Annotated in this window: 21 protein-coding genes and 1 pseudogene; 10 read left to right on the plus strand and 12 right to left on the minus strand. The window is 68.7% G+C overall.

What is annotated here, in order from left to right; all coding sequences use genetic code 11:
• Positions 1-12 precede the first annotated feature (12 nt).
• From AC2D80_RS11215 to asd, 3 genes are all read right to left on the minus strand, one after another.
• Positions 13-552 carry a DUF3455 domain-containing protein gene (locus tag AC2D80_RS11215; RefSeq protein WP_484633100.1) on the minus strand — a complete coding sequence of 180 codons (540 nt, stop codon included), beginning with the start codon at positions 550-552 and terminating at the stop codon, positions 13-15.
• A 113-nt stretch (positions 553-665) separates the two neighbouring features.
• Positions 666-1,907 carry a formate-dependent phosphoribosylglycinamide formyltransferase gene (gene purT / locus AC2D80_RS11220; RefSeq protein WP_484633101.1) on the minus strand — a complete coding sequence of 414 codons (1,242 nt, stop codon included), beginning with the start codon at positions 1,905-1,907 and terminating at the stop codon, positions 666-668.
• 38 nt (positions 1,908-1,945) lie between these two features.
• On the minus strand, positions 1,946-2,803 hold the full coding sequence (gene asd / locus AC2D80_RS11225; protein ID WP_484633102.1) for an archaetidylserine decarboxylase: 858 nt from the start codon (positions 2,801-2,803) through the stop codon (positions 1,946-1,948).
• Between the two features lie 58 nt (positions 2,804-2,861).
• On the opposite strand from asd, the gene AC2D80_RS11230 reads away from it, so the two are divergent.
• Together AC2D80_RS11230 and AC2D80_RS11235 are read left to right on the plus strand one after the other, a co-directional pair.
• Entirely contained in the window at positions 2,862-3,797 is a 936-nt protein-coding gene (locus tag AC2D80_RS11230) for an ATP-binding cassette domain-containing protein (protein ID WP_484633103.1), read from the plus strand.
• Between the two features lie 105 nt (positions 3,798-3,902).
• Entirely contained in the window at positions 3,903-4,712 is an 810-nt protein-coding gene (locus AC2D80_RS11235; RefSeq protein WP_484633104.1) for an ABC transporter permease, read from the plus strand.
• A 48-nt stretch (positions 4,713-4,760) separates the two neighbouring features.
• Here AC2D80_RS11235 and AC2D80_RS11240 read toward each other — a convergent pair whose 3' ends face one another.
• A complete protein-coding gene (locus AC2D80_RS11240; RefSeq protein ID WP_484633105.1) occupies positions 4,761-5,057 on the minus strand; it encodes a hypothetical protein in 297 nt (98 codons plus the stop codon).
• A 233-nt stretch (positions 5,058-5,290) separates the two neighbouring features.
• On the opposite strand from AC2D80_RS11240, the gene AC2D80_RS11245 reads away from it, so the two are divergent.
• On the plus strand, positions 5,291-7,204 hold the full coding sequence (locus AC2D80_RS11245) for a hypothetical protein (RefSeq protein ID WP_484633106.1): 1,914 nt from the start codon (positions 5,291-5,293) through the stop codon (positions 7,202-7,204).
• Between the two features lie 14 nt (positions 7,205-7,218).
• Here the strand turns inward: AC2D80_RS11245 and AC2D80_RS11250 are convergent, their stop codons facing one another.
• The 3 genes from AC2D80_RS11250 to AC2D80_RS11260 all read right to left on the minus strand — a co-directional run bounded on the left by AC2D80_RS11250 (position 7,219) and on the right by AC2D80_RS11260 (position 10,552).
• Positions 7,219-8,343 (minus strand): YbdK family carboxylate-amine ligase, encoded by a 1,125-nt coding sequence (locus AC2D80_RS11250; protein ID WP_484633107.1) that lies wholly within the window; start codon positions 8,341-8,343, stop codon positions 7,219-7,221.
• Positions 8,333-9,541, minus strand: coding sequence for a cation:proton antiporter (locus AC2D80_RS11255; protein WP_484633108.1), 1,209 nt, complete (start codon positions 9,539-9,541; stop codon positions 8,333-8,335). Before AC2D80_RS11255 ends, AC2D80_RS11250 begins: the two co-directional genes overlap by 11 nt.
• Before the next feature lie 132 nt (positions 9,542-9,673).
• Complete coding sequence (locus AC2D80_RS11260) at positions 9,674-10,552, minus strand: class I SAM-dependent methyltransferase (protein ID WP_484633109.1); 879 nt, start codon at positions 10,550-10,552, stop codon at positions 9,674-9,676.
• Positions 10,553-10,592: 40 nt separating this feature from the next.
• Here AC2D80_RS11260 and AC2D80_RS11265 point away from each other — a divergent pair, with 40 nt between their 5' ends.
• From AC2D80_RS11265 to AC2D80_RS11275, 3 genes are all read left to right on the plus strand, one after another.
• Positions 10,593-11,648 (plus strand): serine/threonine protein kinase, encoded by a 1,056-nt coding sequence (locus tag AC2D80_RS11265; protein ID WP_484633110.1) that lies wholly within the window; start codon positions 10,593-10,595, stop codon positions 11,646-11,648.
• A gap of 174 nt (positions 11,649-11,822) precedes the next feature.
• Complete coding sequence (locus AC2D80_RS11270) at positions 11,823-12,272, plus strand: MarR family winged helix-turn-helix transcriptional regulator (protein ID WP_484633111.1); 450 nt, start codon at positions 11,823-11,825, stop codon at positions 12,270-12,272.
• A gap of 61 nt (positions 12,273-12,333) precedes the next feature.
• Positions 12,334-12,762, plus strand: a complete 429-nt coding sequence (locus tag AC2D80_RS11275; protein WP_484633112.1) for an organic hydroperoxide resistance protein — start codon at positions 12,334-12,336, stop codon at positions 12,760-12,762.
• Positions 12,763-12,826: 64 nt separating this feature from the next.
• Here AC2D80_RS11275 and AC2D80_RS11280 read toward each other — a convergent pair.
• The 5 genes and pseudogenes from AC2D80_RS11280 to AC2D80_RS11300 form a co-directional block, all read right to left on the minus strand.
• Positions 12,827-13,141 (minus strand): annotated as a pseudogene (locus tag AC2D80_RS11280) (hypothetical protein); the annotation flags it as partial.
• Positions 13,142-13,257: 116 nt separating this feature from the next.
• Complete coding sequence (gene htpG, locus AC2D80_RS11285) at positions 13,258-15,120, minus strand: molecular chaperone HtpG (RefSeq protein ID WP_484633113.1); 1,863 nt, start codon at positions 15,118-15,120, stop codon at positions 13,258-13,260.
• Between the two features lie 88 nt (positions 15,121-15,208).
• Positions 15,209-16,399 (minus strand): esterase/lipase family protein, encoded by a 1,191-nt coding sequence (locus tag AC2D80_RS11290; RefSeq protein WP_484633114.1) that lies wholly within the window; start codon positions 16,397-16,399, stop codon positions 15,209-15,211.
• 38 nt (positions 16,400-16,437) lie between these two features.
• A complete protein-coding gene (locus AC2D80_RS11295; RefSeq protein ID WP_484633327.1) occupies positions 16,438-17,190 on the minus strand; it encodes a pseudouridine synthase in 753 nt (250 codons plus the stop codon).
• A 427-nt stretch (positions 17,191-17,617) separates the two neighbouring features.
• Positions 17,618-18,349 (minus strand): Crp/Fnr family transcriptional regulator, encoded by a 732-nt coding sequence (locus tag AC2D80_RS11300; RefSeq protein WP_484633115.1) that lies wholly within the window; start codon positions 18,347-18,349, stop codon positions 17,618-17,620.
• A 148-nt stretch (positions 18,350-18,497) separates the two neighbouring features.
• On the opposite strand from AC2D80_RS11300, the gene AC2D80_RS11305 reads away from it, so the two are divergent.
• The 4 genes from AC2D80_RS11305 to AC2D80_RS11320 all read left to right on the plus strand — a co-directional run bounded on the left by AC2D80_RS11305 (position 18,498) and on the right by AC2D80_RS11320 (position 23,417).
• Positions 18,498-20,444: an AMP-dependent synthetase/ligase gene (locus tag AC2D80_RS11305; protein WP_484633116.1), complete on the plus strand. Its 1,947-nt coding sequence runs from the start codon at positions 18,498-18,500 to the stop codon at positions 20,442-20,444.
• Positions 20,445-20,454: 10 nt separating this feature from the next.
• The gene (locus AC2D80_RS11310) at positions 20,455-21,252 is read left to right on the plus strand and encodes an ABC transporter ATP-binding protein (protein WP_484633117.1); all 798 of its coding nucleotides are present in this window, start codon (positions 20,455-20,457) and stop codon (positions 21,250-21,252) included.
• 10 nt (positions 21,253-21,262) lie between these two features.
• Entirely contained in the window at positions 21,263-22,192 is a 930-nt protein-coding gene (locus AC2D80_RS11315; protein WP_484633118.1) for a branched-chain amino acid ABC transporter permease, read from the plus strand.
• Between the two features lie 148 nt (positions 22,193-22,340).
• Positions 22,341-23,417, plus strand: coding sequence for a branched-chain amino acid ABC transporter permease (locus tag AC2D80_RS11320; RefSeq protein WP_484633119.1), 1,077 nt, complete (start codon positions 22,341-22,343; stop codon positions 23,415-23,417).
• Positions 23,418-23,511: the final 94 nt, after the last annotated feature.

Consider the following 23,511-nt stretch of genomic DNA (forward strand, 5'->3'; position numbering starts at 1 on the left):
CTCAGGCCCCGCTCAGGAGGCCTTGTAAAGGATGTAGTCGGCCTGGTACTTCACGATCTGCTTCTGGCCTTTGGTGGCCGCGGTGCAGGGCGCGGACGGTGCGACACCGCCCACCGTGGCCACGCGCTGGATGTAGGTCACACCGGTCATGGCGCCCATGCCGGTGGCCGGGTTGGCCTTGACCAGCTGCAGCGGGATGTTGCCGGCGCCGGCCGGGGCAACGGCGAGCTGCGTGGCGGTCACGGCCGAGCCGTCGGTGCTCAGCCAGGTGGCGGGCGGACCGTAGTAGCGGCCCACGGTCTTGCCGGCGCGGTCGAGCAGTTTGGCCTCGGGGCCGACGAACACCCACTCGGTCTGGCCGGGGGCGTCCTTCTTGTCGCGGCACTCGTAGGTGATCTCACCGACGCCCACCGTTTCCATCGCGACCTTGTGGCCGGCCGGCACCTTCACGGCGTCCGGCAGGCTGGCCTGGGAAAACACCGGGGCGGGCGCGGTGGACGCGCAGGCGACGAGAGACAGGGCGGCCGCGGCGGCCAGGGCGGTTTTCAGCATGGAAGGCTCCTTGAGGATGGGTGGACGAGTCAGCGGGCACGACCGGGTCGTGCGCCACTCCTTCCACTACTCCGGAGCCGGCCGTTTGGATGCAGCCCGGCCGAAAAAAAGCGTCAGACCGCCCGCGGCCGCACCAGCGCGGCGGCCCGCTTGGCCTCGCGGCGCGCGGTGTCCACGTCGGGGTGGTGCACCAGCGCGACGCCCATGCGCCGCTTGGCGAAACTCTCGGGTTTGCCGAACAGGCGGATGTCGGCGTTGGGCACGCGCAGGGCCTCGTCCACGCCGTCGAACACGATGCCGCGGGCCTCGACCCCGCCGTAGATCACGGCGCTGGCGCCCGGGCTCTTGAGCGCGGTGTCCACCGGCAGGCCCAGGATGGCGCGGGCGTGCAGCTCGAACTCGTTTTGCCACTGGGTGATCATCGTGACCATGCCCGTGTCGTGGGGGCGCGGGCTGACTTCGCTGAACCACACCTGATCGCCCTTGACGAACAGCTCCACGCCAAACAGGCCCAGCCCCGCCGGCTGACCGTCCAGGCCGACGCCGAGGTTGGCGGTGATCGCCTGCGCGATCTCGCGCGAACGCGCCAGCGCCGCCGGCGACATCGGGTGCGGCTGCCAGCTCTCCACGTAATCGCCGCTGACCTGCACGTGGCCAATCGGGTCACAGAAATGCGTCTGCACGCTGCCGTCGGCCGCGCGGGCGCGCACGGTGAGCTGGGTGATCTCGTAGTCGAAATCGATGAAGCCTTCGACGATCACACGGCCGTGGCTCACGCGGCCGCCGGCCATGGCGTAGTCCCAGGCACCCGCCACGTCGGCCGGCCCGTCGATCTTGCTCTGGCCTTTGCCCGAGCTGCTCATCACCGGCTTGACGATGCAGGGATAACCGATGCCGGGCTGGCCATCGGCGCCGTCGATGGCGGCCTGGAGTTCGGCCAGCGAATCGCAAAAGCGGTACGGGCTGGTGGGCAGCCCGAGGGTTTCGGCGGCGAGGCGGCGGATGCCCTCGCGGTCCATCGTCAGCCGCGTGGCGCGGGCGGTGGGCACCACGCGCACCACGCCCTCGGCCTCCAGCGCCTGCAGCACCGGCGTGGCAATGGCCTCGATCTCGGGCACCACCAGATCGGGCTTTTCGCGCTGGATGAGGGCGCGCAGCGCCTCGGGATCGCTCATGGCGATGGTGTGGGCGCGGTGGGCGACCTGCTGACCCGGGGCGTTGTCGTAGCGGTCCACCGCGATCGTCTCCACGCCCAGACGTTGCAGCGCGATCAGCACCTCCTTGCCCAGCTCGCCGGCGCCGAGCAGCATGACCTTGGTGGCCGACGGGGACAGGGGGGTGCCGAGGGTGGTCATGCGGATCTCCGGGTCGGTAGAAGACGTCGGCGTGGCGCTCAGAGCGCCTCGCCCATGGTTTCGCCCAGGCGCACCGGCCGCGCGGGCGCCCAGTGGGGATCGAAGGCGATGGTGTCGTGCGGCCAGAGCATGACCACGGTCGAGCCGAGCAGGAAACGGCCCATTTCAGCGCCGCGCGCCAGCGCGATGGGCGCGTCGTCGTAGGTCCATTCGCGCAGCGCGCCCGGGCGCGGCGGGTTCACCACGCCGTGCCAGGCGGTGGCCATGCTGCCGACGATCGTGGCGCCCACCAGCACCAGCACGAATGGCTCCGTCTGGCCGCGGTGCTCGATGTCGAACACGCAGACCACGCGCTCGTTGCGCGCGAATAGCCCCGGCACACCCTGCGCGGTGGCCGGGTTGACGGAATACAGGTCGCCGGGCACGTGGATCATGCGCCGCAGCCGCCCCGCGCAGGGCATGTGGATGCGGTGGTAATCGCGCGGGCTGAGGTAGATGGTGGCGAAGGCGCCGTTGCGGAAGGCGCCGGCCAGCGCGGCATCGCCTCCCACCAGCGCGCGCGTGCTGTAGTGGTGGCCCTTGGCCTGGAAGATCTGGTCGTCAACGATGGCGCCGAACTGGCTGATCGCACCGTCCACCGGACACACAAACGCGGCTTCGCTCAGCGGCCGGGCGCCCTCGCGCAGCGCGCGGGTGAAGAAGTCGTTGAAGGTGGCGTAGGCGGCGGGATCGGGCTGCGCCGCCTCGGCCATGTTGACCTGGTAGCGCCGGATGAAGCGGCGGATCATCCACTGGGTGAACGCGCCGCCTTCGGCGCGCGCGAGGCGGCCGGCGAACTCGGTGAGGGCGCGCTGGGGCAGCCAGTGCTGCAGGGAGACGGACAGGGGTATCGACACGGCCGGGATTGTAGGCGGCCACCCCGGCGCCGGGGGCACAGCGGGCACAATGCCCGGCATGAGCGACGCGCTGTTTCGTGTGGAAGGGCTGGTCAAGCGCTATGGCGAGGCCACCGTGGTGCAAGGCCTGGACTTCGAGATCCGGCCGGGCGAATGCCTGGGCGTGATCGGGCCCAACGGGGCCGGCAAGACCACCACCATCCGCGCCTGTCTCGGCCTGACCGTGGCCGACGAAGGACGCATCAGCGCTTTCGGCCTGGAGATGCCGCGCGACGCCCTGGCGATCAAGTCACGGCTGGGCGTGGTGGCCCAGATGGACACGCTCGATCCCGACTTCAGCGCCGCGGAAAACCTGCTGGTCTATGGCCGCTACTTCGGCCTGCCTGACGCGCTCATCCGGGAGCGCATTCCGCGCCTGCTGGACTTCGCGGCCCTGGCCCACAAGGCCGACGCCCGTCCGGGCGAACTCTCCGGCGGCATGAAGCGGCGCCTGTCCCTGGCCCGCGCCCTGGTCAACGACCCGCAATTGCTGCTGCTCGACGAGCCCACCACCGGCCTGGACCCGCAGGCCCGCCACCTCATGTGGGAGCGGCTGCAGCGGCTGCTGCAGCAAGGCAAGAGCATTCTGCTGACCACCCACTTCATGGACGAGGCCGAGCGGCTGTGCTCTCGCCTGCTGGTGCTCGACCACGGCCGCAAGATCGCCGAGGGCACGCCCCGCGACCTGATCGCGGCGCACCTGGAACCCGACGTGGTGGAGGTGTACGGCCCGGCCGCGCTGGCGCTGGCGCACGATGCGGGTCACGCCGCGCTGCGCAGGCTGGCCGCGCGCGTGGAGGTCAGCGGCGAGACGGTGTTCTTCTACACCGCCCACGCCCAGCCGCTGCTCGCCGCACTGGCCGACCGGCCGGGCCTGCGCACACTGCACCGCCCGGCCAACCTCGAAGACCTGTTCCTCAAACTCACCGGTCGACAGATCCGGGAAGACGGCTGAACCCCATGTCCCCCCACGCGGCACCGGTGCGTTGGCCGACGTGCTCCGAGGGGACGCGTTGCACGCTGGCGCAGCGCGGACAGACAACACGGTACTGAATCGCCCATGCCACCCATCTCACTCAACCCCTGGTCGCCGCCGCGCCTGTCGCGCCGCTGGTGGCCTGTCTTTCAACGCAACTTGCTGGTCTGGCGCAAGCTCGCCGTGCCCAGCCTGGTGGGCAACATCGCCGAGCCGCTCATGTGGCTGGTGGCCTTTGGCTACGGGCTCGGTGCGCTGGTGGGCGAGGTGCGGGTGGACGGCGATGCCGCCGTGCCCTACATCCTCTTCCTCGCCAGCGGCAGCATCTGCATGAGCGCGATGAACGCCGCCACGTTTGAGGCGCTGTACTCGGCCTTCTCGCGCATGCACGTGCAAAAAACCTGGGACGGCATCCTCAACGCGCCCGTGCGGCTGGACGACGTGGTGCTGGCCGAGATGCTGTGGGCGGCGTTCAAGGCGCTGTTCACCGTGACGGCGATTCTGGGCGTGATGCTCGCGCTGGGCATCTCGCACTCGCCCAAGCTGCTGGTGGCCTGGCCGGTGTTGTGGCTGGTGGGCATCACCTTCGCCTGCATCGCGCTGGTGTTCAACGCGCTGGCCAAAGGCTATGACTTCTTCACCTACTACTTCACGCTGTTTCTCACGCCGATGATGTTTCTCGCCGGCGTGTTCTTCCCGCGTGAGCAGCTTCCGCCGCTGGTGCAGCAGTTTGCGCAACTGCTGCCGCTGAGCCACGCGGTGGACCTGGTGCGGCCGCTGTTCCTCGACCGCTGGCCCGACCGACCGTGGCTGCACCTGGGCGTGCTGGTGGCGTACGCGGTGGTCGCCTTCTGGATCGCGCTGGCGCTCACGCGCAAACGCTTCGCCCGCTGAGTTGGTGGAGAGCCCGCTCGGGGCCGGGCGGGACGACCGCGGCGCCGGTCAGTGCACGGCCGTCAGCGCGGGCTGGGCGCTCACGTACGGGGCGGTGCCACCGTCCATGAAGGTGGCGGCGTCCACCGCGGTGTCGGCCGGCAGCGGCTCGTCGGCCGAGGCGTCGATGGCAGCGTCGAAATCGGCCGCCACGGTGTGGGTCTTGGGAATCAGGGGCTTGTCCAGCGGACGGCACACGCGCTGGCGCAGGCGGCGCAGGTCGGCGCTGTCTTCCATCGCGCTGATCACGGCTTCGGGATCGAGCATCAGCACGAAGGGATTGAGGCGGTGGGCAGAGGCTTTCATGGTGGCTCCAGAAACTTGAGGGTGGATTTGTGTCGTGTTGAAACAGACTGTAGCCACCGTGTATCAGGGCGTTAAGTCGGCGCCCCGCCATTCGCGTTGTAGGAAATTGGCTGACAGCGTGTCGGCGCAGTCTCACCTGGGCAGGATGGGCGATGGGAGCGATGGTCGGGCGAATCGGGAGGACGCAGACTGAACGCGCATGCCCTGAAACGCTCACCCGAGGCCGCAACGACATGTTTGGTCATCTTTCGATCAGCCCCGACGGCTTCCTGCTGGTGGGTTACCCCATGTGGAATCTGCGCGCCACGGTGGTCATCTCGCCCGAAGGTCGGGCGAAGCGGTCAGCACTGCTCCAGCGTGCCAGCGCGCTGCCACCCGGGCCGATCCGCAATGACGTGTACGTCAACGTCCAGTCGGCCCTGGCCTACGTCCCCGATGAGTTTGTGAACTACGCGGTGGATGTCGGTCTGTATTTTTTCAGTCTGCCGGCATGGCAAGCCCGGCAGGCGGAGATCGATCGCGTGGTGGGTGAGTTCTTCGATCCGGCCGACATCAAGGCCAACCCGGCCATCGCCCTCGTCGCCACCCAGCTCAAGGCGGTGGGGTTTATGCGCCTCGGGCCCACGCTGGAGATGTTCGTCCAACACTGGTGCTACGACGTACACGAAGAACAGCTCGGCAAAAACGGCGCATTCCTCGTCCCGGTCAAGCTGGCCTACCAGGCGATCCGCAAGACCGTGGAGCGGCTCAACGATCCCGTCCTGAAAGCATCCATCCAGACGCTGTGCAGCTGGACCCTGCTGAGTGCCAAGTCATCCACCCGCGAACGTTTGCAGGCAGCGATCGAGACCATCCTCACGCGCCGAGACGCCAAAGCCATCGTCTCCGAGCTGGTGGACTCCTTCAAGAACAGCCAGCTTCCCCCGCCCAACCGAAACGCGGCGCTCCGCGAGGCGGTGCTGCAGGTGGCACAGCATCTCAACCTCACCGCCAGCGCAGCAGCCCAGACCGCCATTGCGACCATGAAAGCCCGCATTGAGGTCGATGACGAATACCTGGTGCGGACCTCGGTTGAGGCAGTGGCTCGAGGTCAGGCACTGGGTGAGTTCACCGACACCAGTCGCCGAGCGCTGGCCTCGGTTCGGGCAGCCCGCCAGGCGGACGACGAATCGGACATGGATACGCTCGTTCGACAGACCCAAGCACACGCCGAACGCAGCGCGGCCTCCGCCCTGACCCTGTCAGCCACCGGCGCTGTCGAGGACGAGCGCGCGGCGCTCCAGCGGCTTTCGCTGACGCAACTGCTGCGCTGGATCAACGGACCCGTGGTCGGCCCCCGGCGACGGCGCCTCGATCGCCCCGCTGCCCTGGCGAAGGCCAGCGCGCGGCCCGCGGCGGTGGAGGTCCAGCCTGCGCCCGCTGCAGCGCGCCAGCCCGCTCGCCCGAAGCCGGCCATCACGGCACACGACATCGACGTCATCGCGGCGCAAGGCTACGCCGCCGCCGCGTCCTTCTTCCTGCAGGACGTGCGCGACATGCAACCCGTGGCCCAGTCGCTGAACCTGCCAGCCACGTTCACGCACCAGCTCGCGCAGCTGGCCACCGACCTCGAACAGCTGCACACCGCCCTCGATCATTTGCCGGGGAATCTGGACGATGGCCGCATCCAGCAGCAGCTCTCCGACGCCGACGCGGCGCTGGATGCCCTGCGCGCGGAGCTGGCCCGCCACCAGACGGAGGCGCAGCTGCGCGAGGACTTCGACACCGCGCTCACCGCCGCGCTGGCGCACGAGACGCTGCGGCTGGGCCGCTCCGACGGCGGCGTGGTGAACTGCCGCTTGCAGGCCACGGACTGGGCCTGGGTGGCCGACCGCTATCACCGCCGCTGGCTCAATCATGTGCGGCGGGTGTGGCGCGGCAACCAACCAGTCGAACTCCAGGCGGATGAGGCCCTGGCGCTTCACATCACGGGCAGCAGCCGCAGCAGCGAAGGCTATGTGTTCTGCGTGTCGGTTCACCTGTGGCAGCGCGACGAGGGCAAAACCAGCCTGCCGAGCAACGGGGAAGGCGTGCTTCCCGCGATGAACACCGCCGACTGGTATGACACCTACCGCACCTGCTGCGTGCTGCACGTTCCGCGTGGCTGAGCGACCGCCGGATTTCAGCGGCCCGCGCGCAGCGCCGTCACGCTCTCCCGCACCACCGCCTCCACGCTGCGCGTCTCCTGGTAGCGGCGGCGCAGCAGGCTGGCGTGGTTGCCGTCATGGCCCGCGGTGCGCTCGATCTCGTCCAGGGCGGCGGTGCTGTGCAGGGCCGCGGCGTGGGGCGCGAGGCGGCGCACGGTGGCCAGCACGTCCTCGCGGATGCTGATCTGCTCGCGCGTCTTGGGGTTGACCATCATGCCGTCGAGTCCGAATCGGCAGGCCTGGAAGCGGTTGTAGGTGTAGACGAGGTAGTCGTCTTCCTCCGGCGGCGGGTCGGTGCGCTCCAGCAGGTGGCGGCACAGGGCCTGCAGGTAGCAAGCCAGGGCGGCGGCGCGCTCCACGGTCAGCGGGGTGTCGCACACCCGAAGCTCGATGGTGCCGTACTCCGGCTTGGGCCGGATGTCCCAGTAAAAGTCCTTCATCGACTTCACCACGCCGGTGCTTTCCATCTTGGTGAAGTAGCCCTCGGTGAATGCCTCCCAGCTCAACACGAAGGGCGCGCGGCCGCTGAGCGGAAAGGCGAACACGGAGTTCAGCCGTGCCGAATCGAACAGGGTGTCCACGCCCTGCGAAAACGGCGACGACGCCGACAGCGCGATGAAGTGGGGCACGTAGCGGTTGAGCGCGTGCAGCAGGTACAGGGCCTCGTCGGGCGAACGGCAGCCGATGTGCACGTGCTGGCCGAAGACGGTGAACTGCTTGGCGAGATAGCCGTACAGCCCCGAGAGCTGCTGGAAGCGCGGTTTGCTGAAGATCCGCTGCTCGAACCAGCGCTGAAAGGGGTGGGTGCCGCCGCCGGCGATCTCGATGTTGAGGCGATCGCCTGCGGTGACCAGCGTGTCGCGGATGGCCCGAAGCTGGGCCAGCAGCGGACCGTGTTCGCGCTGCACGTCGGTGGCGATCTCGATCATGCTCTGGGTCATCTCGGGCGTGACCGTGCCCGGAAAGGGCTTGCGCCGCAGCAGCTCCAGCAGGTCATCGGCGCTGCTGGAGAGGTCGAAATCGTGGGCGTTGACGAGTTGGAGTTCAAGCTCGACGCCCATGGTCAGGGCGTCGGAGGCCTTGAAGGTTTCAAGCGGCATGGCGAGGCTCCTCGGCGTGGGTCAGGTGGGTTTCGCGGGCGGCCATGAGCGCGCGCTGCGTGACGACCGGCCCCAGCAGCTCCTGCACCAGCATCATCCCGGCCAGCGCGGCCAGCACCGCGACCGCCGGCTCGAAGCCCATCAGACGGCTCTGTTCGAGCAGCAGGATGGCGAAGGCCGACATCGGCGTGAGCGCCAGGCCCGTGAGCAGGCCCTTGCGCTCGGTGATGCCCGACAGGCGCGCCACCGCCACGCTGCAGACGACCTTGCTCGCGGTGCGCAGTGCGATCAGCAGCAGGCCCATGGCCAGGCCGGCGGGCACATCGCTCCAGTCCAGCAGCGAGGCGATGTAGACAAACAGGAACACCGACAACAGGTGGCCGACGGTGCCGAAGTCGCGCTGCGCGCTGGTGAGGTGCACCCGGCGCTCGCGCGCCACGATGCCGAACGTGAGCGCGGCCAGCAGCGGCGACAGCTTGAGGCCAAAGGCCGCGGTGGTGAGCAGCAGCACGGCCAGCGCAAACACCACCGTGACCCCGTGCTCCGGGGTGCGCCTGAGCCGCAGCAGCCAGGGCACCGCCACGCCCAGCAGACCACCGACGGCCAGCGAGGTGCCGACCACATGAACGCTGGAGAACAGCGCCTGCACCACGTCGCCCGAGGTGCTCAGATACCAGTACGCCATCACCGCCTTGAGCGCCACCACCGCCGCAAGGCAGTTGATGGCGCACAGGTGCAGCACCCGCTCGGTCACCTGGCCGGCGCTGCGCAGTTCGTTGGCCACGCGCACCACGCCCGCCGGCGAGGCCGAGACCGAGAGCGCGGCGATGATCAGGCGCTGGTCGGTCGGCAGACCGAACCAGCCGCTGGCCCAGTAGATCACGGCAAAGGTCACCGCGGACTCCACCAGGCCGTGCACGAGGACCCACGGGTTGTGGCGGAACCAGCGCAGGTTCATGCGGTGCCCCAGCTCGAACAGCACGAGCGCCAGCGCCACGTTGGCCAGGAAGGGAAGGCCCGGGATGTCGGTGGTCAGGCCCGGCAGGTTGATCAGGCCGCCCAGCAGGCCCACGGCAACATAACTCGTCACCCGCGGCACGCGCCAGCGTTCATGCACCGCTTCACCGGCGAACCAGGCCAGCAGCAGAACGAGGGGCCAGGCAATGCTTTGCAACAGGAAGGCGAGGTCGGTGACCATGGGGGCTCCGTCGTGGGCCGCGCCGGCCGGGTTGTGCGCGCGGTGTGTCGCGCGCGGGGGTGACGCGGGTGGCGCGCTTCCGGTGGGGAGCGGCCGGTTCAACAACAGGCGGCCATGGGGCCACCGCGGAGGTCAGACCGCGAAGCGGGTCTGGAGTTCAGGCAGGCCGAGGGTATCGAGCATCTGCTGCAGGCGCTGCCGCGCGTGGTCGCGGGCGCCGGCGGTGATGTGGGGCATTCTACGGGCGAGGATCAGCTCGTTTTTCATCGAGTGTTCCCAGCCCACGAGTTCGGTCACCGTGACGTCATAGCCATGCGCCTGCAAACGCAGGCAGCGCAGCACGTTGGTGACCTGGCTGCCGAACTCCCGCGTGTGCAGCGGGTGGCGCCACAACTCGGCCAGGGGGGTGCGCTTGAGGGTCAAGGCCTTGTGTTGCCGCATCACCGCGGCCACCTCGGCCTGGCAACACGGCACGATCACCACCGCCGGCGCCTGGCGCGCGAGCGCGAAGTCGATGGCGTCGTCGGTGGCCGTGTCGCAGGCGTGCAAGGCGGTCACCACGTCGATGGCGGCTGGCAGGTCCGGGTGGGAGGGCGCCTGGTCGGCGGTGGCGGCGATGAACCGCATGCGACCGAAGCCCAGGTCGGTGGCGAGTGCGCGCGAGCGCGCGACGAGGTCTTCCCGCACCTCCAGCCCGATGACCTCGCCCACCGCGCGCTCGCGGAAGAAGCGGTCATAGAGCATGAAACCGAGATAGGACTTGCCGGCGCCGACATCGACGAGCGTCACGTCACCGCGGTCAGCCAGCGCATCAGCCAGCAAGGGCTCGATGAATTGCAGCAGGTGGTTCACCTGCTTGAGCTTGCGGCGGGTGTCCTGGTTCAGGCGGCCGTCGCGCGTGAGGACGTGCAAGGCCTGCAACAAGGCGATCGATTGGCCGGGCCGCAACTCGGGGAGTTGCTCGTGAAGGCTGGGGGCGTGGCGCGGGGCGGACGACCGGGAGGCAGGCATGCGGGCGATGGTAGCCCAGCGCTGCATCGACAATTCGCACATGACCGATTTCGCCCCCGCGCTGCCGAGCGGCGCTGCCGACCCGCACCCGTTCAGCCAGCTCACACCCGCCGTCGTGCTCGACGCGCTGAGCGCGGTGGGCTTGTGGCCCGACGGGCGCCTGAGCGCGCTCAACAGCTTTGAGAACCGCGTCTACCACGCCCACCTCGACGAGCCCGTGGCCGGCCACACGCAGGTGGTGGCGAAGTTCTACCGCCCGGGTCGCTGGAGCGACGCGCAGATCGCCGAGGAGCACACGTTCGCCCACGAACTGGTCGCGGCCGAGGTGCCGGTGGTTGCTCCGCTGGTGATTGGAGGCGCCAGCCTGCACCATGCCGAGGGCTTTGCCTTCTCGGTCAGCCCTCGGCGTGGCGGGCGGCGGCCCGAGCTGGACGACGGCGAGGTGCTGGAATGGATCGGCCGGTTTCTGGCCCGGCTGCACACGGTGGGTGCCGCCCACCCGTTTGTGCACCGCCCCGGTCTGAACAGCGCGGCCTTCGCGCGCGAGCCGCGCGACTGGCTGGCGGCCCACCACGTGATTGCGCCCGAGGTGCAGCGCGAATGGTCCGCCGCGCTCGACGAGGCGCTGACGCTGATTGAAGCCCATGGCGTGCTGACCGAAGGCGCATCGGCCGACGGCGTCGCACGGCTGCGGCTGCACGGCGACTGCCACCCGGGCAACATCTTGTGGACACCGACCGATCGGCCAGAACCCGGCCCGCACTTTGTGGACCTGGACGACGCGCGCACCGGCCCGGCCGTGCAGGACCTGTGGATGCTGCTGTCCGGCGACCGCGGCCAGCAGACCCGGCAACTGGCCGCGCTGCTCGACGGCTACGAACAGGTGCGCGTCTTCGACGCGCGCGAACTCGCGCTGATCGAGCCGCTGCGCACGCTGCGGCTGGTCCACTACAGCGCCTGGATCGCCCGTCGCTGGGACGACCCGGCCTTCCCGCCCAACTTCCCCTGGTTCGGCAGCCGCGACTTCTGGCGCGGGCAGGTCGACCTGCTGATCGAACAGATCGAGGCCATGCAGGCCGCACCGCTCGTGGCCTGAGCGCCAGACACGAATGCTTTGGTAGCATTCGGCGGTGATTTTCTGGCCGGTTTTCATACTTTTCAGCAGCTACCGACCCCGCGTCGTCGAGGCGGGCGCGTGCTTGAGGCTCTCCACGCCGGCTTCCGGCCATTTAAATTGCGTGCAATTAAATTTGATGCAATAATACGATCCATGGTCAAGACCACCCCCACCCCGGACGACGTCCTGGCGCTCGACCACCAGCTGTGTTTCGCGCTGTATTCGGCCTCGCTGGCCATGACCAAGCTCTACAAGCCGCTGCTGGACGAACTCGGCCTGACCTACCCGCAATACCTCGCGATGCTGGCCCTGTGGGAGGCCGACGGCGTGAGCGTTTCGGCGCTGGGGGAGCGGCTGCGGCTGGACTCCGGCACCCTCACGCCGCTGCTCAAGCGGCTGGAGGCCGCCGACCTGATCACCCGCACGCGCGACGCCAGCGACGAACGCCGCGTGCGGGTGCACCTCACGCCCGCCGGGCAGCGCCTCAAACAACGCGCCGCGCGCATCCCGGGCTGTGTGCTGCAGGCGGCGCAGTGCAGCGTGACCGAAGCCATCGAACTGACGCGGCAGGTGCAACGCCTGCGCGACCGCCTCGGCGTCTGACCCCAGCGCCTCCCCTTTTTTCAACCCGGCCGCCCCGGCCGCCTTTTCCGGAGAGCCCACCATGCCCACCACCCTCGACAAAGTCCTCTACACCGCCCGCGCCACCACCACCGGCGGACGCGACGGCAGCGCCCGCAGCGACGACGGCCTGCTCGATGTGAAGCTGTCCCCGCCCAAAGCCATGGGCGGCGCCGGCACCGCGACCAACCCCGAACAGCTGTTCGCCGCCGGCTACTCGGCGTGCTTCATGGGGGCGCTGAAATTCGTGGCGGGCATGAAGAAGGTGCCGGTGCCGGCGGACGCGACGATCGACGCCGAAGTGGACATCGGTCCGATCCCGCAAGGCTTTGGCATCGCGGTGCGCATGACGGTGAACCTGCCGGGCATGGACCGCGCGGTGGCACAGGACCTGGTCGACACCGCCCACACGGTGTGCCCCTACTCCAACGCCACCCGCGGCAACATCCCGGTGGAACTCAAGCTGGGCTGAGCCCCGACCGCCTGCTCCCGCCCCAATGCCGTGGCCGGAGGGGCGGGGCGGGTTTGATTTACTTCTTGTCGGGGTCGTGGATGACGGTGCTCGTGCCGACGCCGACCCCGGCCCGCACGCCGCTGTTGCCCACCTCGGTGCTCACACCCACACCGGCGCCGGCGCTCACCTGACCGCGCTGGTTCACGCCGACCCCCACACCCACCGGCCCGACGCCGGTGCCCACGCCCAGGCTCACGCCGCCGTTGCTCGCCCCCACGCCGATCGTGACGGGGCCGACCGGGATGCCGACGCCCACGCCCACCGACGAACAACCGGCCGCGGCCAGGGCCAGCAGCAAGAACGAAGCGCGCAGGGAGCGGGAAGCCAGGGCGGTCATGGGGAACTCCAATCCAACGTGGGCCCCATTGTGACCTGAGGCGCTCCAGAAAGTGCCGCCGGCGGACCGCGGGCTTCCCGCGGGCCACCCGCTGGCCGTGAACCCGGACTCGCCGCTCAGGCCAGCAGGGCGTTGACCCGCTTGACGTAGGCGGCCGGATCGTCGGGCATGCCGCCTTCGGCCAGCAAAGCCTGGTCGAAGAGGATGTGCGCCAGGTCGTCGAACCGGGCATGGCCGTCGAGTTTCTTCACCAGCGCATGGCCGGCGTTGACTTCCAGGATCGGCTTGACCGTGGGCGCCGGCTGCCCCGCCTGCTTGAGCAGGCGCGCGAGCTGCATCGAATAGTCCCCGTCTTCCACCACGAGGCACGCCGGCGAGTCCACCAGCCGCGAGGTCACGCGCACGTCCTTGGCGCGGTCCTTCAGGCTGTCCTTCAAGCGCTCCAGCACCGGCTTGAACGCTTCGGCGGCCTCTTCCGCCGCCTTCTTCTCGGTCTCGTCCTGCAGGTCGCCCAGATCCACCGCACCCTTGGCCACGCTTTGCAGCGGCGTACCGTCGAATTCGGGCAGGAAGGACAAGGCCCACTCGTCCACCCGGTCCGTCATCAGCAGCACCTCGATGCCCTTCTGGCGGAACACCTCCAGCTGCGGGCTGTTCTGCGCGGCGGCCAGCGTGTCGGCGGTGAGGTAGTAGATCGCCTTCTGGCCGTCTTTCATCCGGCCCTTGTAGTCGGCCAGCGCGGTGGGCTCGCTCTGGGTGGTGCTGGCAAAACGCAGCAGTTTCGCGATCCTGTCGCGGTGGGCGAAGTCCTCGCCCACGCCCTCCTTGAGCACGGCGCCAAAGGCGGCGTAGAACTTGCCGTACTTGTCGCTGTCCTTGCTGAGGTCGTCGAGCAGCGTCAGCACGCGGCGCGTGTTGCCCTCGCGAATGGCCTTCACGTCGCGGCTTTCCTGCAGCAGTTCGCGGCTCACGTTGAGCGGCAGGTCGCTCGAATCGACCACGCCCTTGACCCAGCGCAGGTAAGCCGGCATGAGGCTCTCCGCCTCGTCCATGATGAACACGCGCTTGACGTAGAGCTTGATGCCGGCCTTGCGGTCGCGGTTCCACAAGTCCTGCGGCGCGGTGGCCGGGATGTAGAGCAGCTGCGTGTACTCGGTGCTGCCCTCCACCCGGTTGTGGCTCCAGGCCAGCGGCGGCTCGGTGTCGTGGCTGAGGTTCTTGTAGAACTCGATGTACTGCTCGTCGCTCACGTCCTTCTTGGGGCGAGACCACAGCGCGTTGGCCGAGTTGACGGTCTCCCACTCGTCCTTGAGCACGTATTCGCTTTTCTCGGCGTCCCAGGCTTCGGCCTGCATGCGGATCGGCAGGCTGATGTGGTCGCTGTACTTCGCGATGATCGCCTTGAGCTTCCAGTGGCTGAGGTACTCGGTCTTGTCCTCGCGCAGGTGCAGGATGACGCTGGTGCCGCGCGCCGGGCGCTCGATCGCCTCCACCTCGAAATCGCCGCTGCCGCCGCTGCTCCAGCGAACGCCTTCGGCTGCGGACAGGCCGGCACGGCGGCTTTCCACCACGATCTTGTCGGCCACGATGAAGCCCGAGTAGAAGCCGACGCCGAATTGCCCGATCAGCTGCGCGTCGCTCTTCTGGTCGCCGCTGAGCTTGCTCATGAAGTCGCGGGTGCCGCTCTTGGCGATGGTGCCGAGGTGCTCGATCGCCTCCGCCGCGCTCATGCCGATGCCGTTGTCGGTGATGGTGAGGGTGCGCGCCGCTTTGTCGAAGGCCACGCGCACCTCAAGCTCGGGCGCGTCCTCGTACAGCGCGGCGTTGTTCAGCGCCTCGAAGCGCAGCTTGTCGCAGGCGTCCGACGCGTTGGACACCAGCTCGCGCAGAAAGATGTCGGGGTTGGAGTAGAGGGAGTGGGTGACGAGGTGCAGCAGCTGCGCCACCTCGGCCTGGAAGGAGTGGGTCTGTTTGCTCATGGTTGTCGTCTGGGTAACGGCGGCGGACCGCGAAAGCGGCGCCCCGCGGGCGCTCGGCCCGGCGGATTTGCGGGCGACCGCCGGCTTTTCAAGAGCCGCCCGGTTCCAGCCAGCACCGCAGACGCTCGGCCACGGACGGACTGCCGAGCAGGTCGAGGTGGCCGGTGCGGTGGGCGACAAAGCGGCTGTCGGGGCCCAGGCCGAGCGCGCGGGCCGGGTCGTCGTGGTCGCCCAGGGCGCTGCGCAGCGGCACCAGGCCGTCGCCGACCAGCCGGTCGGCCAGCAAGCCGCGGCGCGGCGCCAGGCACGCCGCCACCACGCGACAGGCCACCCCCGCCGGCAGCGGCAGCGGCGCATCGGGCGGACCGTCGTCGTCCCCGCGCACCTGGCCGCGGCGCAGGTCGGTGATGCCGGCGCTGCGCAGCCGGCCCAGCCGGGCCAGGGGCGCGGTGAAGGGCGAGGCGTCGAGCAACAGATCCACGCCATGGCCGGCGCGCTCCAGCGGCGCGCCGTGGTGCGGCGTGCCCAGGCAGATGAGGTCGCGCAGCGTTGCACGCCAGGCGTGGCCGGCGGACCCACCGGCGTGCACCGCGCTGCGAATCACCAGCCCGCCCATGCTGTGGCCGATGAGGGTGAGGCGTTGCAGCGGCACCGGCCAGGACGCGACCAGGCGCTCCAGCCGCTCGGCCAGCGCGCGGCCGTTGGTGGCCACCGGCAACCCGGTGTTGTAGGTGAGGTAGGCCGGGGTGGCCCCCAACCGCCAGGCGAGCCAGACGCCGTGGTCGTGACCCTCGCGCAGCCACTGGTCCCCGTGCATGCACAGGCCATGCACCAGCACCAGCGCGTGGCCGGTGGGCGCCCCGGCCACGCGCCACGACATCGGCTGCGCCAACGGGTTGCCCATGGCCTGCAGCCGGTCCCCCATCACGCCGTTGAGCGCCGCCACGACCGCCGCGCGCTCGGGCGTGTTGTCACCGCCGGACGCCTCCAGCCACGGCCCCAGCGCTTGCAGCAACACGTCCACCCCGAGGCCCACGCCGGCATGGATGCCCCGGATGGCCCGGTAGATCTGCCCGGTGAGGCCGCCGGCACGGCCCGCCTCGGCACCCCGCGACAGACCGAGTCCGCCGCGCACGGCCTGATGCACGCCCTCGGTGATGCCGATGACGCCGCCGGTGGCGGCGGTGATGAGCTGGGCGGCCGCGCGCAGATCGCCGGCACGCAGGTGACGGCGGGCGCGGGCGGCGGGCGAGCGGGGGGGCGGCTGGGCGGGGTTCATGGGCCATTGTGGGCCCGGACCCGCCGACGCGCCAGCGTTCAGAACGCCTCGTCCGCCCCGAGGTAGCGCCACTGGCCGGGCGGCAACCGGCCCAGCACCACGCGCCCGATGCGCACGCGCTTGAGGCCCACGACGTGCAGTCCCACCGCCTCGCACATGCGGCGGATCTGCCGCTTCTTCCCCTCGCGCAGCACGAATCGCAGCTGCTCGGGGTTCTGCCAGTCCACCTGCGCGGGCTTGAGCGGCTGGCCGTCCAGACTCAGGCCGTGCCGCAGGCGCGCCAGCGCCGACGCCGGCAGCGCGGCCTGCACGTTCTGCGTCACCACGCCGCCGCCGTGCGGCCCGTTGGGTGCCCAGTGCACGCGCACGAGGTACTCCTTTTCCACACCGCTGTCCTCGCCAATCAGGGTGCGCGCCACGCGGCCGTCCTGCGTGAGCACCAGCAGGCCGGTGGAGTCGATGTCGAGCCGGCCGGCCGGCGCCAGGCCGCGCAGCTGCGACGGGGAAAAGCGGCGCGGCGCGCGGTCGTCGCGCCACCGGTTGGCGGCGGTGACCAGAGCCACCGCCGCCTCGTGCCCGTCTTCGGGCTGGCCACTGACATAGCCCACGGGCTTGTGAAGCAGCACGGTGACGCGCCCGTCTTGCGAGGCGCGGGCGGCCGGGTCGATGTCGACCACGGCATCGGGGCGCACCGGCTGCCCGACCACCGCCACCAAGCCATCCACCCGCACCCAGCCCTGCGCGATCCAGTCGTCGGCTTCGCGGCGGGAACACAAGCCGCGCTCGGCCATGAGCTTGTTCAGGCGCACCGCGTCACCGGCCGCCACCACCGGCACGGACGGGCGCGGCCGCGCCGACGGCGGGCGGGCCGCAACCGGGCGCTGGGCAGGGGCCGGCGAAGGGACCGAGGGAGAGACCGAGGGAGGGGCCGAAGAACGCGCCGCGGCGGGCGCCGGGGCCACAGCCTTCATCGGTCGTGCGCGCGCGGGCCCGGGGGGCCGCACCGGCGGGCGCGCACGGCCCGCGGCGGGAGCTGGGGCGCGCCCGGGCGCGAGACGAAGGGTCTGGGGGGCGGGCGGACGGCCGCCCGGGGCATCGGAATCGCTCATGGGCCGATGATCCCAGATCGGGTGCTCCGGTAGGAATCGCACCCAGCGTCGCACCCAGCGGCCCTCAATCCGGCAGCCCTCACGCCAGCGGACTTCAGCTGGGCGGGCTTCAGTAGGGCAATTGCGCGCTACGCAGCGCCGGGAAGTCGATCACCCGCAGTCCGCCGTACTCGATGGCGATCCAGCCCGCCGCCTCCAGGCGGGACAAGGCCGTGTTCACCCGCTGGCGCGACAAGCCCACCAGATAGGCCAGCTCCTGCTGCGTGATGCGCAGGCCGCCCGCCGCGCCGGGGGACAGCAGCGGATGGAACAAGGCCGCCAGGTGCCGGGCAACCCGCAGGTCGGGGCTGCTGATGCGGTCGATCTCGCGCGCCGCGATGAACTGACCCAGGCGCTCGTTGAGCTGCAGCATCACGAAGCGGTTGAAGCCGATCGAATGGTCAAGCAGCCAGTCGAACGTGGCCACGGGCAGGCCCGCGACCCGGCTCTTGCGCAGCGCCACCACGTTGTAGCGGTAGGGCTCGTGCTTGATCAGCGTGCCCTCGCCGAACCAGCCGCCGGGCGCGAGGCCGGCGAAGGTGATGACCGGGCCGTTGCTGTCGTCGTTGTGCATCTTCATCAGGCCGTCGACCAGCCCAAACCAGAAGGTGACCGAGCGGCCAAAGCGGCAGATGTAGTCGCCGGGCTCGGCCTCGCCCACCAGCAAGTTGTCGATGGCCCGCTGACGCTCCACGGGCGTCAGCCGCTCCAGCCACGGGATCATGGCCAGTTCCTGTTCGGTGGGCGCGCGCGCGCTGCTGCGCAGCATGCCGCTGCTGCGGGAATGGGGGAATGCCGTCATGAATAAGGGTTAGTCCTAGCTGGGGAACACCCTAGATTGTCGTCGTACAGACAACATGGCGTCAAATCGACGCCTACCATCCCGCCCACTTCGTCCCCCAGGGGACAACTGGCAAGGCACCGGCGATGGCCGGTCACAGGAGACAGGCATGCAAACCACCTTCCCCCGGCTCATGCTGGAGCACGCGCAACGGCGGCCAACGGCCCCGGCCCTGCGCGAGAAGGAATACGGAATCTGGCAGACGCTGACGTGGGGCGACCTCGCGTCGCTGGTCGAGTCGCTGGCCTGTGGGCTGCACCAGGCCGGGCTGCAGCGCGGCGAACACATCGTCGTGATCGGCGCCAACCGCCCGCGCCTGTACGCCACCATGCTGGCCGCCCAGTCCGTCGGCGCCATTCCCGTGCCGCTCTACCAGGACGCCGTGGCCGCCGAATGCGTGTTCCCGATCAACAACGCCGAGGTCCGCTTCTGCGTCGTTGAAGACCAGGAACAGGTCGACAAGATGCTGGAGATCCGCGAGCAGTGCCCGCAGCTGGCCCACATCTGGTACGACGACCCGCGCGGATTGCGCAACTACGACGAGCCGGGCCTGGGCGGACTCGACGAACTCGTCGGTGCCGGCGCGGCCCACGCCAAGGCCCACCCGCAGCTGTTCCAGCGGGAGGTCGAAGCAGGTCAGGCGGACGACGTGGCGGCCATGTTCTTCACCAGCGGCACCACGGGCAACCCCAAGGGCGTGGTCCACACCCACTTCAGCCTGATCAACCGCTCGCAGGCCGGCGTCACCTTCGACCGCCTCACCGACAGCGACGAGGTGCTTGCCTATCTGCCGCCCGCCTGGATCGGCCAGAACATCTTCAGCTACGCGCAGTGGCTGGTCGCCGGCTACGTGGTGAACTGCCCGGAGAGCAGCGGCACCGTGATGATCGACCTCAAGGAGGTCGGCCCGACCTACTACTTCGCGCCGCCCCGCGTGTTTGAGGGCATGCTCACCAGCGTGATGATCCGCATGGAAGACGCCGGCGCCCTCAAACGCAAGCTCTTCCACGCCGCCATGGGCCTGGCTCGCCGCGTCGGCCCGGCCCTGATGGACGGCAAGCCGGTGGGCCTGCTCGACCGCATCAAATACCGCCTGGGCGACTGGAGCGTGTATGGCCCGCTGCGCAACAACCTGGGGCTGAGCCGGGTGCGCGTGGCCTACACCGCCGGCGAAGCGATCGGCCCCGACCTGTTCAGCTTCTACCGCTCCATCGGGATCAACCTCAAGCAGCTTTACGGCTCGACCGAAACCGCGGTGTTCGTCTGCCTGCAGCCCGACCACGAAGCGCGCGCCGACACCGTGGGCGTGCCTTGCGAAGGCGTGGAGATCAAGCTGAGCGAAACCGGCGAGATCCTGGTGAAGTCGCCCGGCCTGCTCAAGGGCTACTACAAGAACCCGAGCGCCACCGCCGAGGTCCTCACCGCCGACGGCTGGTACCACACCAGCGACGCCGGCTTCATCGACGCCTCGGGCCACCTCAAGATCATCGACCGCGTGAAAGACGTCGGCCGCCTCATGGGCGGCGCCCACGATGGCGCCATGTTCGCGCCCAAGTACGTCGAAAACAAGCTGAAGTTCTTCTCGCACATCAAGGAGGCAGTGGCCTTCGGTGACAAGCGCGAGAAGGTCTGCGTGATGATCAACATCGACTTTGACGCCGTGGGCAACTGGGCCGAGCGGCGCAACCTGCCCTACGCCGGCTACACCGACCTGGCCTCCAAACCCGAGGTTTATTCCCTCATCCAGGAATGCGTGGAAAAGGTCAACGCCGACCTGAGCCGCGACGCCATGCTCGCCGGCAGCCAGATCAGCCGCTTCCTCGTGCTGCACAAGGAACTCGACGCGGACGACGGCGAGCTCACCCGCACCAACAAGGTCCGCCGCGGCTACATCGGCGACAAGTACCGGGTGCTGGTTGACGCCCTGTACGGTGGCCGGGCCGAGCAGTTCATTGAAACCCAGGTGAAGTTCGAGGACGGCCGCACGGGCAGCGTGAGCGCCACGCTAAAGATCGCCGACGCCAAGACCTTTGCCCCCGTGAAAGCCGCTGCCTGAGCCCCACGCCATGACACAGAAAAAGATCGGCGACGTCGTCCTCGACGTCAAGAACATCAGCCTGCGGTTCGGCGGCGTGAAAGCGCTGACGGACATCAGTTTCAACGTGCGCGAGCATGAGGTGCGGGCCATCATCGGGCCCAACGGTGCCGGCAAGAGCTCCATGCTCAACTGCATCAACGGTGTCTATTCGCCGCAGGAAGGCTCCATCACCTTCCGGGGCCAGACCTTCAAGCACATGAACAGCCGGCAGGTGGCGGAAATGGGCATCGCCCGCACCTTCCAGAACCTGGCGCTGTTCAAGGGCATGAGCGTGATCGACAACCTCATGAGCGGGCGCAACCTGCGCATCAAGAGCGGCCTGTTTGCCCAGGCCTTCCGCAATCCGTTTGGCATCGGCGGCGCCCAGAAGGAAGAAGAAGAGCACCGCGCCTTCGTGGAACGCATCATCGACTTCCTGGAAATCCAGGCCTACCGCAAAACCCCGGTCGGCACCCTGCCCTACGGCCTGCAAAAGCGCGTGGACCTGGGCCGCGCGCTGGCCATGGAGCCGCAGGTGCTGCTGCTCGACGAACCCATGGCCGGTATGAACCTTGAGGAGAAGCAGGACATGAGCCGCTTCATCCTCGATGTGAACGACGAATTCGGCACCACCATCGTCCTGATCGAACACGACATGGGCGTGGTCATGGACATCTCGGACCGCGTCGTGGTGCTCGACTACGGCAAGAAGATCGGCGACGGCACCCCGGACGAGGTGCGCAACAACGACGAAGTGATCCGGGCGTACCTCGGCACATCGCACTGAGGAGCACACCATGGGATTTTTCATTGAAACGGTGTTCGGCGGCCTGATGGCCGGCATGCTGTATTCGCTGGTGGCGCTGGGCTTTGTGCTCATCTTCAAGGCCTCCGGCGTCTTCAACTTCGCGCAGGGGGCGATGGTGCTGTTCGCGGCACTGGCCATGGCCCGCTTCTCCGAGTGGGTGCCCCAGTGGCTGGGCTTCGAGAACAAGCTGCTGGCCAACCTGGCGGGCTTTGTGCTGGCGGCGATCACGATGCTGATCCTGGCCTGGCTGATCGAGCGGCTGGTGCTGCGCCATCTGGTGAACCAGGAGGGCGTGACCCTGCTGATGGCCACGCTGGGCATCACTTACTTCCTCGACGGTTTCGGCCAGACCGTGTTTGGCAGCGCGATCTACAGCATCGACGTGGGCATGCCCAAAGAGCCTGTGTTCATCCTCGACACGGTGTTCCCCGGCGGTCTGCTGATCAACAAGGAAGACCTGATCGCGGCCCTGATCGCGGCCGCCCTGGTGGCTGTGCTGAGCCTGTTCTTCCAGAAGACCGGCACCGGCCGGGCGCTGCGCGCCGTGGCCGACGACCACCAGGCCGCCCAGTCCATCGGCATTCCGCTCAACCGCATGTGGGTCATCGTCTGGTTTGTCGCCGGCCTGACCGCGCTGGTGGCCGGCATCATCTGGGGATCCAAGATCGGCGTGCAGTTCTCGCTGACCACCGTGGCCCTGAAAGCCCTGCCCGTGATCATCCTGGGCGGCCTGACCTCGGTGCCGGGCGCCATCATCGGCGGCCTGATCATCGGTGTCGGCGAAAAGCTCTCCGAGGTTTACCTCGGCCCGCACATCGGCGGTGGCATCGAGCTGTGGTTTGCCTATGTGCTCGCGCTGGGCTTCCTGCTGATCCGGCCGCAGGGCCTGTTCGGCGAAAAGATCATCGACCGGGTGTGAAATGACTCACCCCCTGCGCCGCTGCGCGTCATCCCCCTCTCCCGCCTTCGGCGGGAGGGTGACGCTCCCCGAGGCCCGGCCAAGCCGGTTCCTCGGGAGCGCTTGGTAAGGCATTTCTCGCCGACAGGTTGAGACAAAGGAAAAGCACATGTTCTATCGCGAAAACGGTCAGTTCAAGACCTCCTACGGCACCGATCAGCAGATCTTCCCGATCGCTCAGGACCGCTTCGCCATCCTCGCCATCCTGGCCTTCGCATTCATCGCCGTCCCCTTTCTGGCCGACGAATACCTGTTCCGCGCCATCCTGATCCCCTTCGTGATCCTGTCGATGGCGGCGATCGGGGTGAACATCCTGGTGGGCTACTGCGGCCAGATCTCGCTCGGTTCGGGCGCGTTCATGGCGGTGGGTGCCTACATGGCCTACAACACCTTCGTGCGCTTCGACGGCATGCCGCTGATCGTGGCCCTGCTCAGCGGCGGCTTCTTCGCCATGCTGGTCGGCATGTTCTTCGGCATTCCCAGTCTGCGGGTGAAAGGCCTGTACCTGGCGGTGGCCACGCTGGCGGCTCAGTTCTTCTGCGACTGGGCCTTTGCCCGGATCAGCTGGTTCACCAACAACAGCTCGTCCGGCAGCGTCGCGGTGTCCAACCTCTCCCTGCTGGGCTGGACGATCGACACGCCGACCGAGAAATACCTGTTCTGCCTGGGATTCACCGCCGTGGTGGCGCTGGTGGCCAAGAACCTGGTCCGGTCGGCGATCGGGCGCGAGTGGATGGCCATTCGCGACATGGACGTCGCCGCGGCGGTGATCGGCATCCGCCCGATGTACGCCAAGCTCAGCGCTTTCGCGGTGAGCAGCTTCATCATCGGTGTGGCCGGTGCGCTGTGGGCCTTCGTGCACCTCGGCTCCTGGGAGCCGGCTGCGTTCTCGATCGACCGCAGCTTCCAGCTGCTGTTCATGGTGATCATCGGCGGGCTGGGCTCCATTATGGGCAGCTTCTTCGGTGCGGCTTTCATCGTCGTGCTCCCGATCTTTCTCAACCAGTTCCTGCCCGCCGTGGGTGAATTGGTGGGGGTCACGATTTCCACCGGCATGATCTCGCACGCCGAATTCATGATCTTTGGCGCCCTGATCGTGTGGTTCCTGATCAAGGAGCCCCACGGTCTGGCCAAACTGTGGAGCATCGGCAAGCAGAAGCTGCGCCTGTGGCCGTTCCCGCACTGACCCGCGTTTCCGTTGGGCGGAGCCCGCTGACCGACACCCCGGCAGGCTCCGTCATCCCTTGTGTCATCCAGCCGGTGTTGTTACTCAGGAGACA

Source organism: Hydrogenophaga sp. T66 (assembly GCF_057219855.1).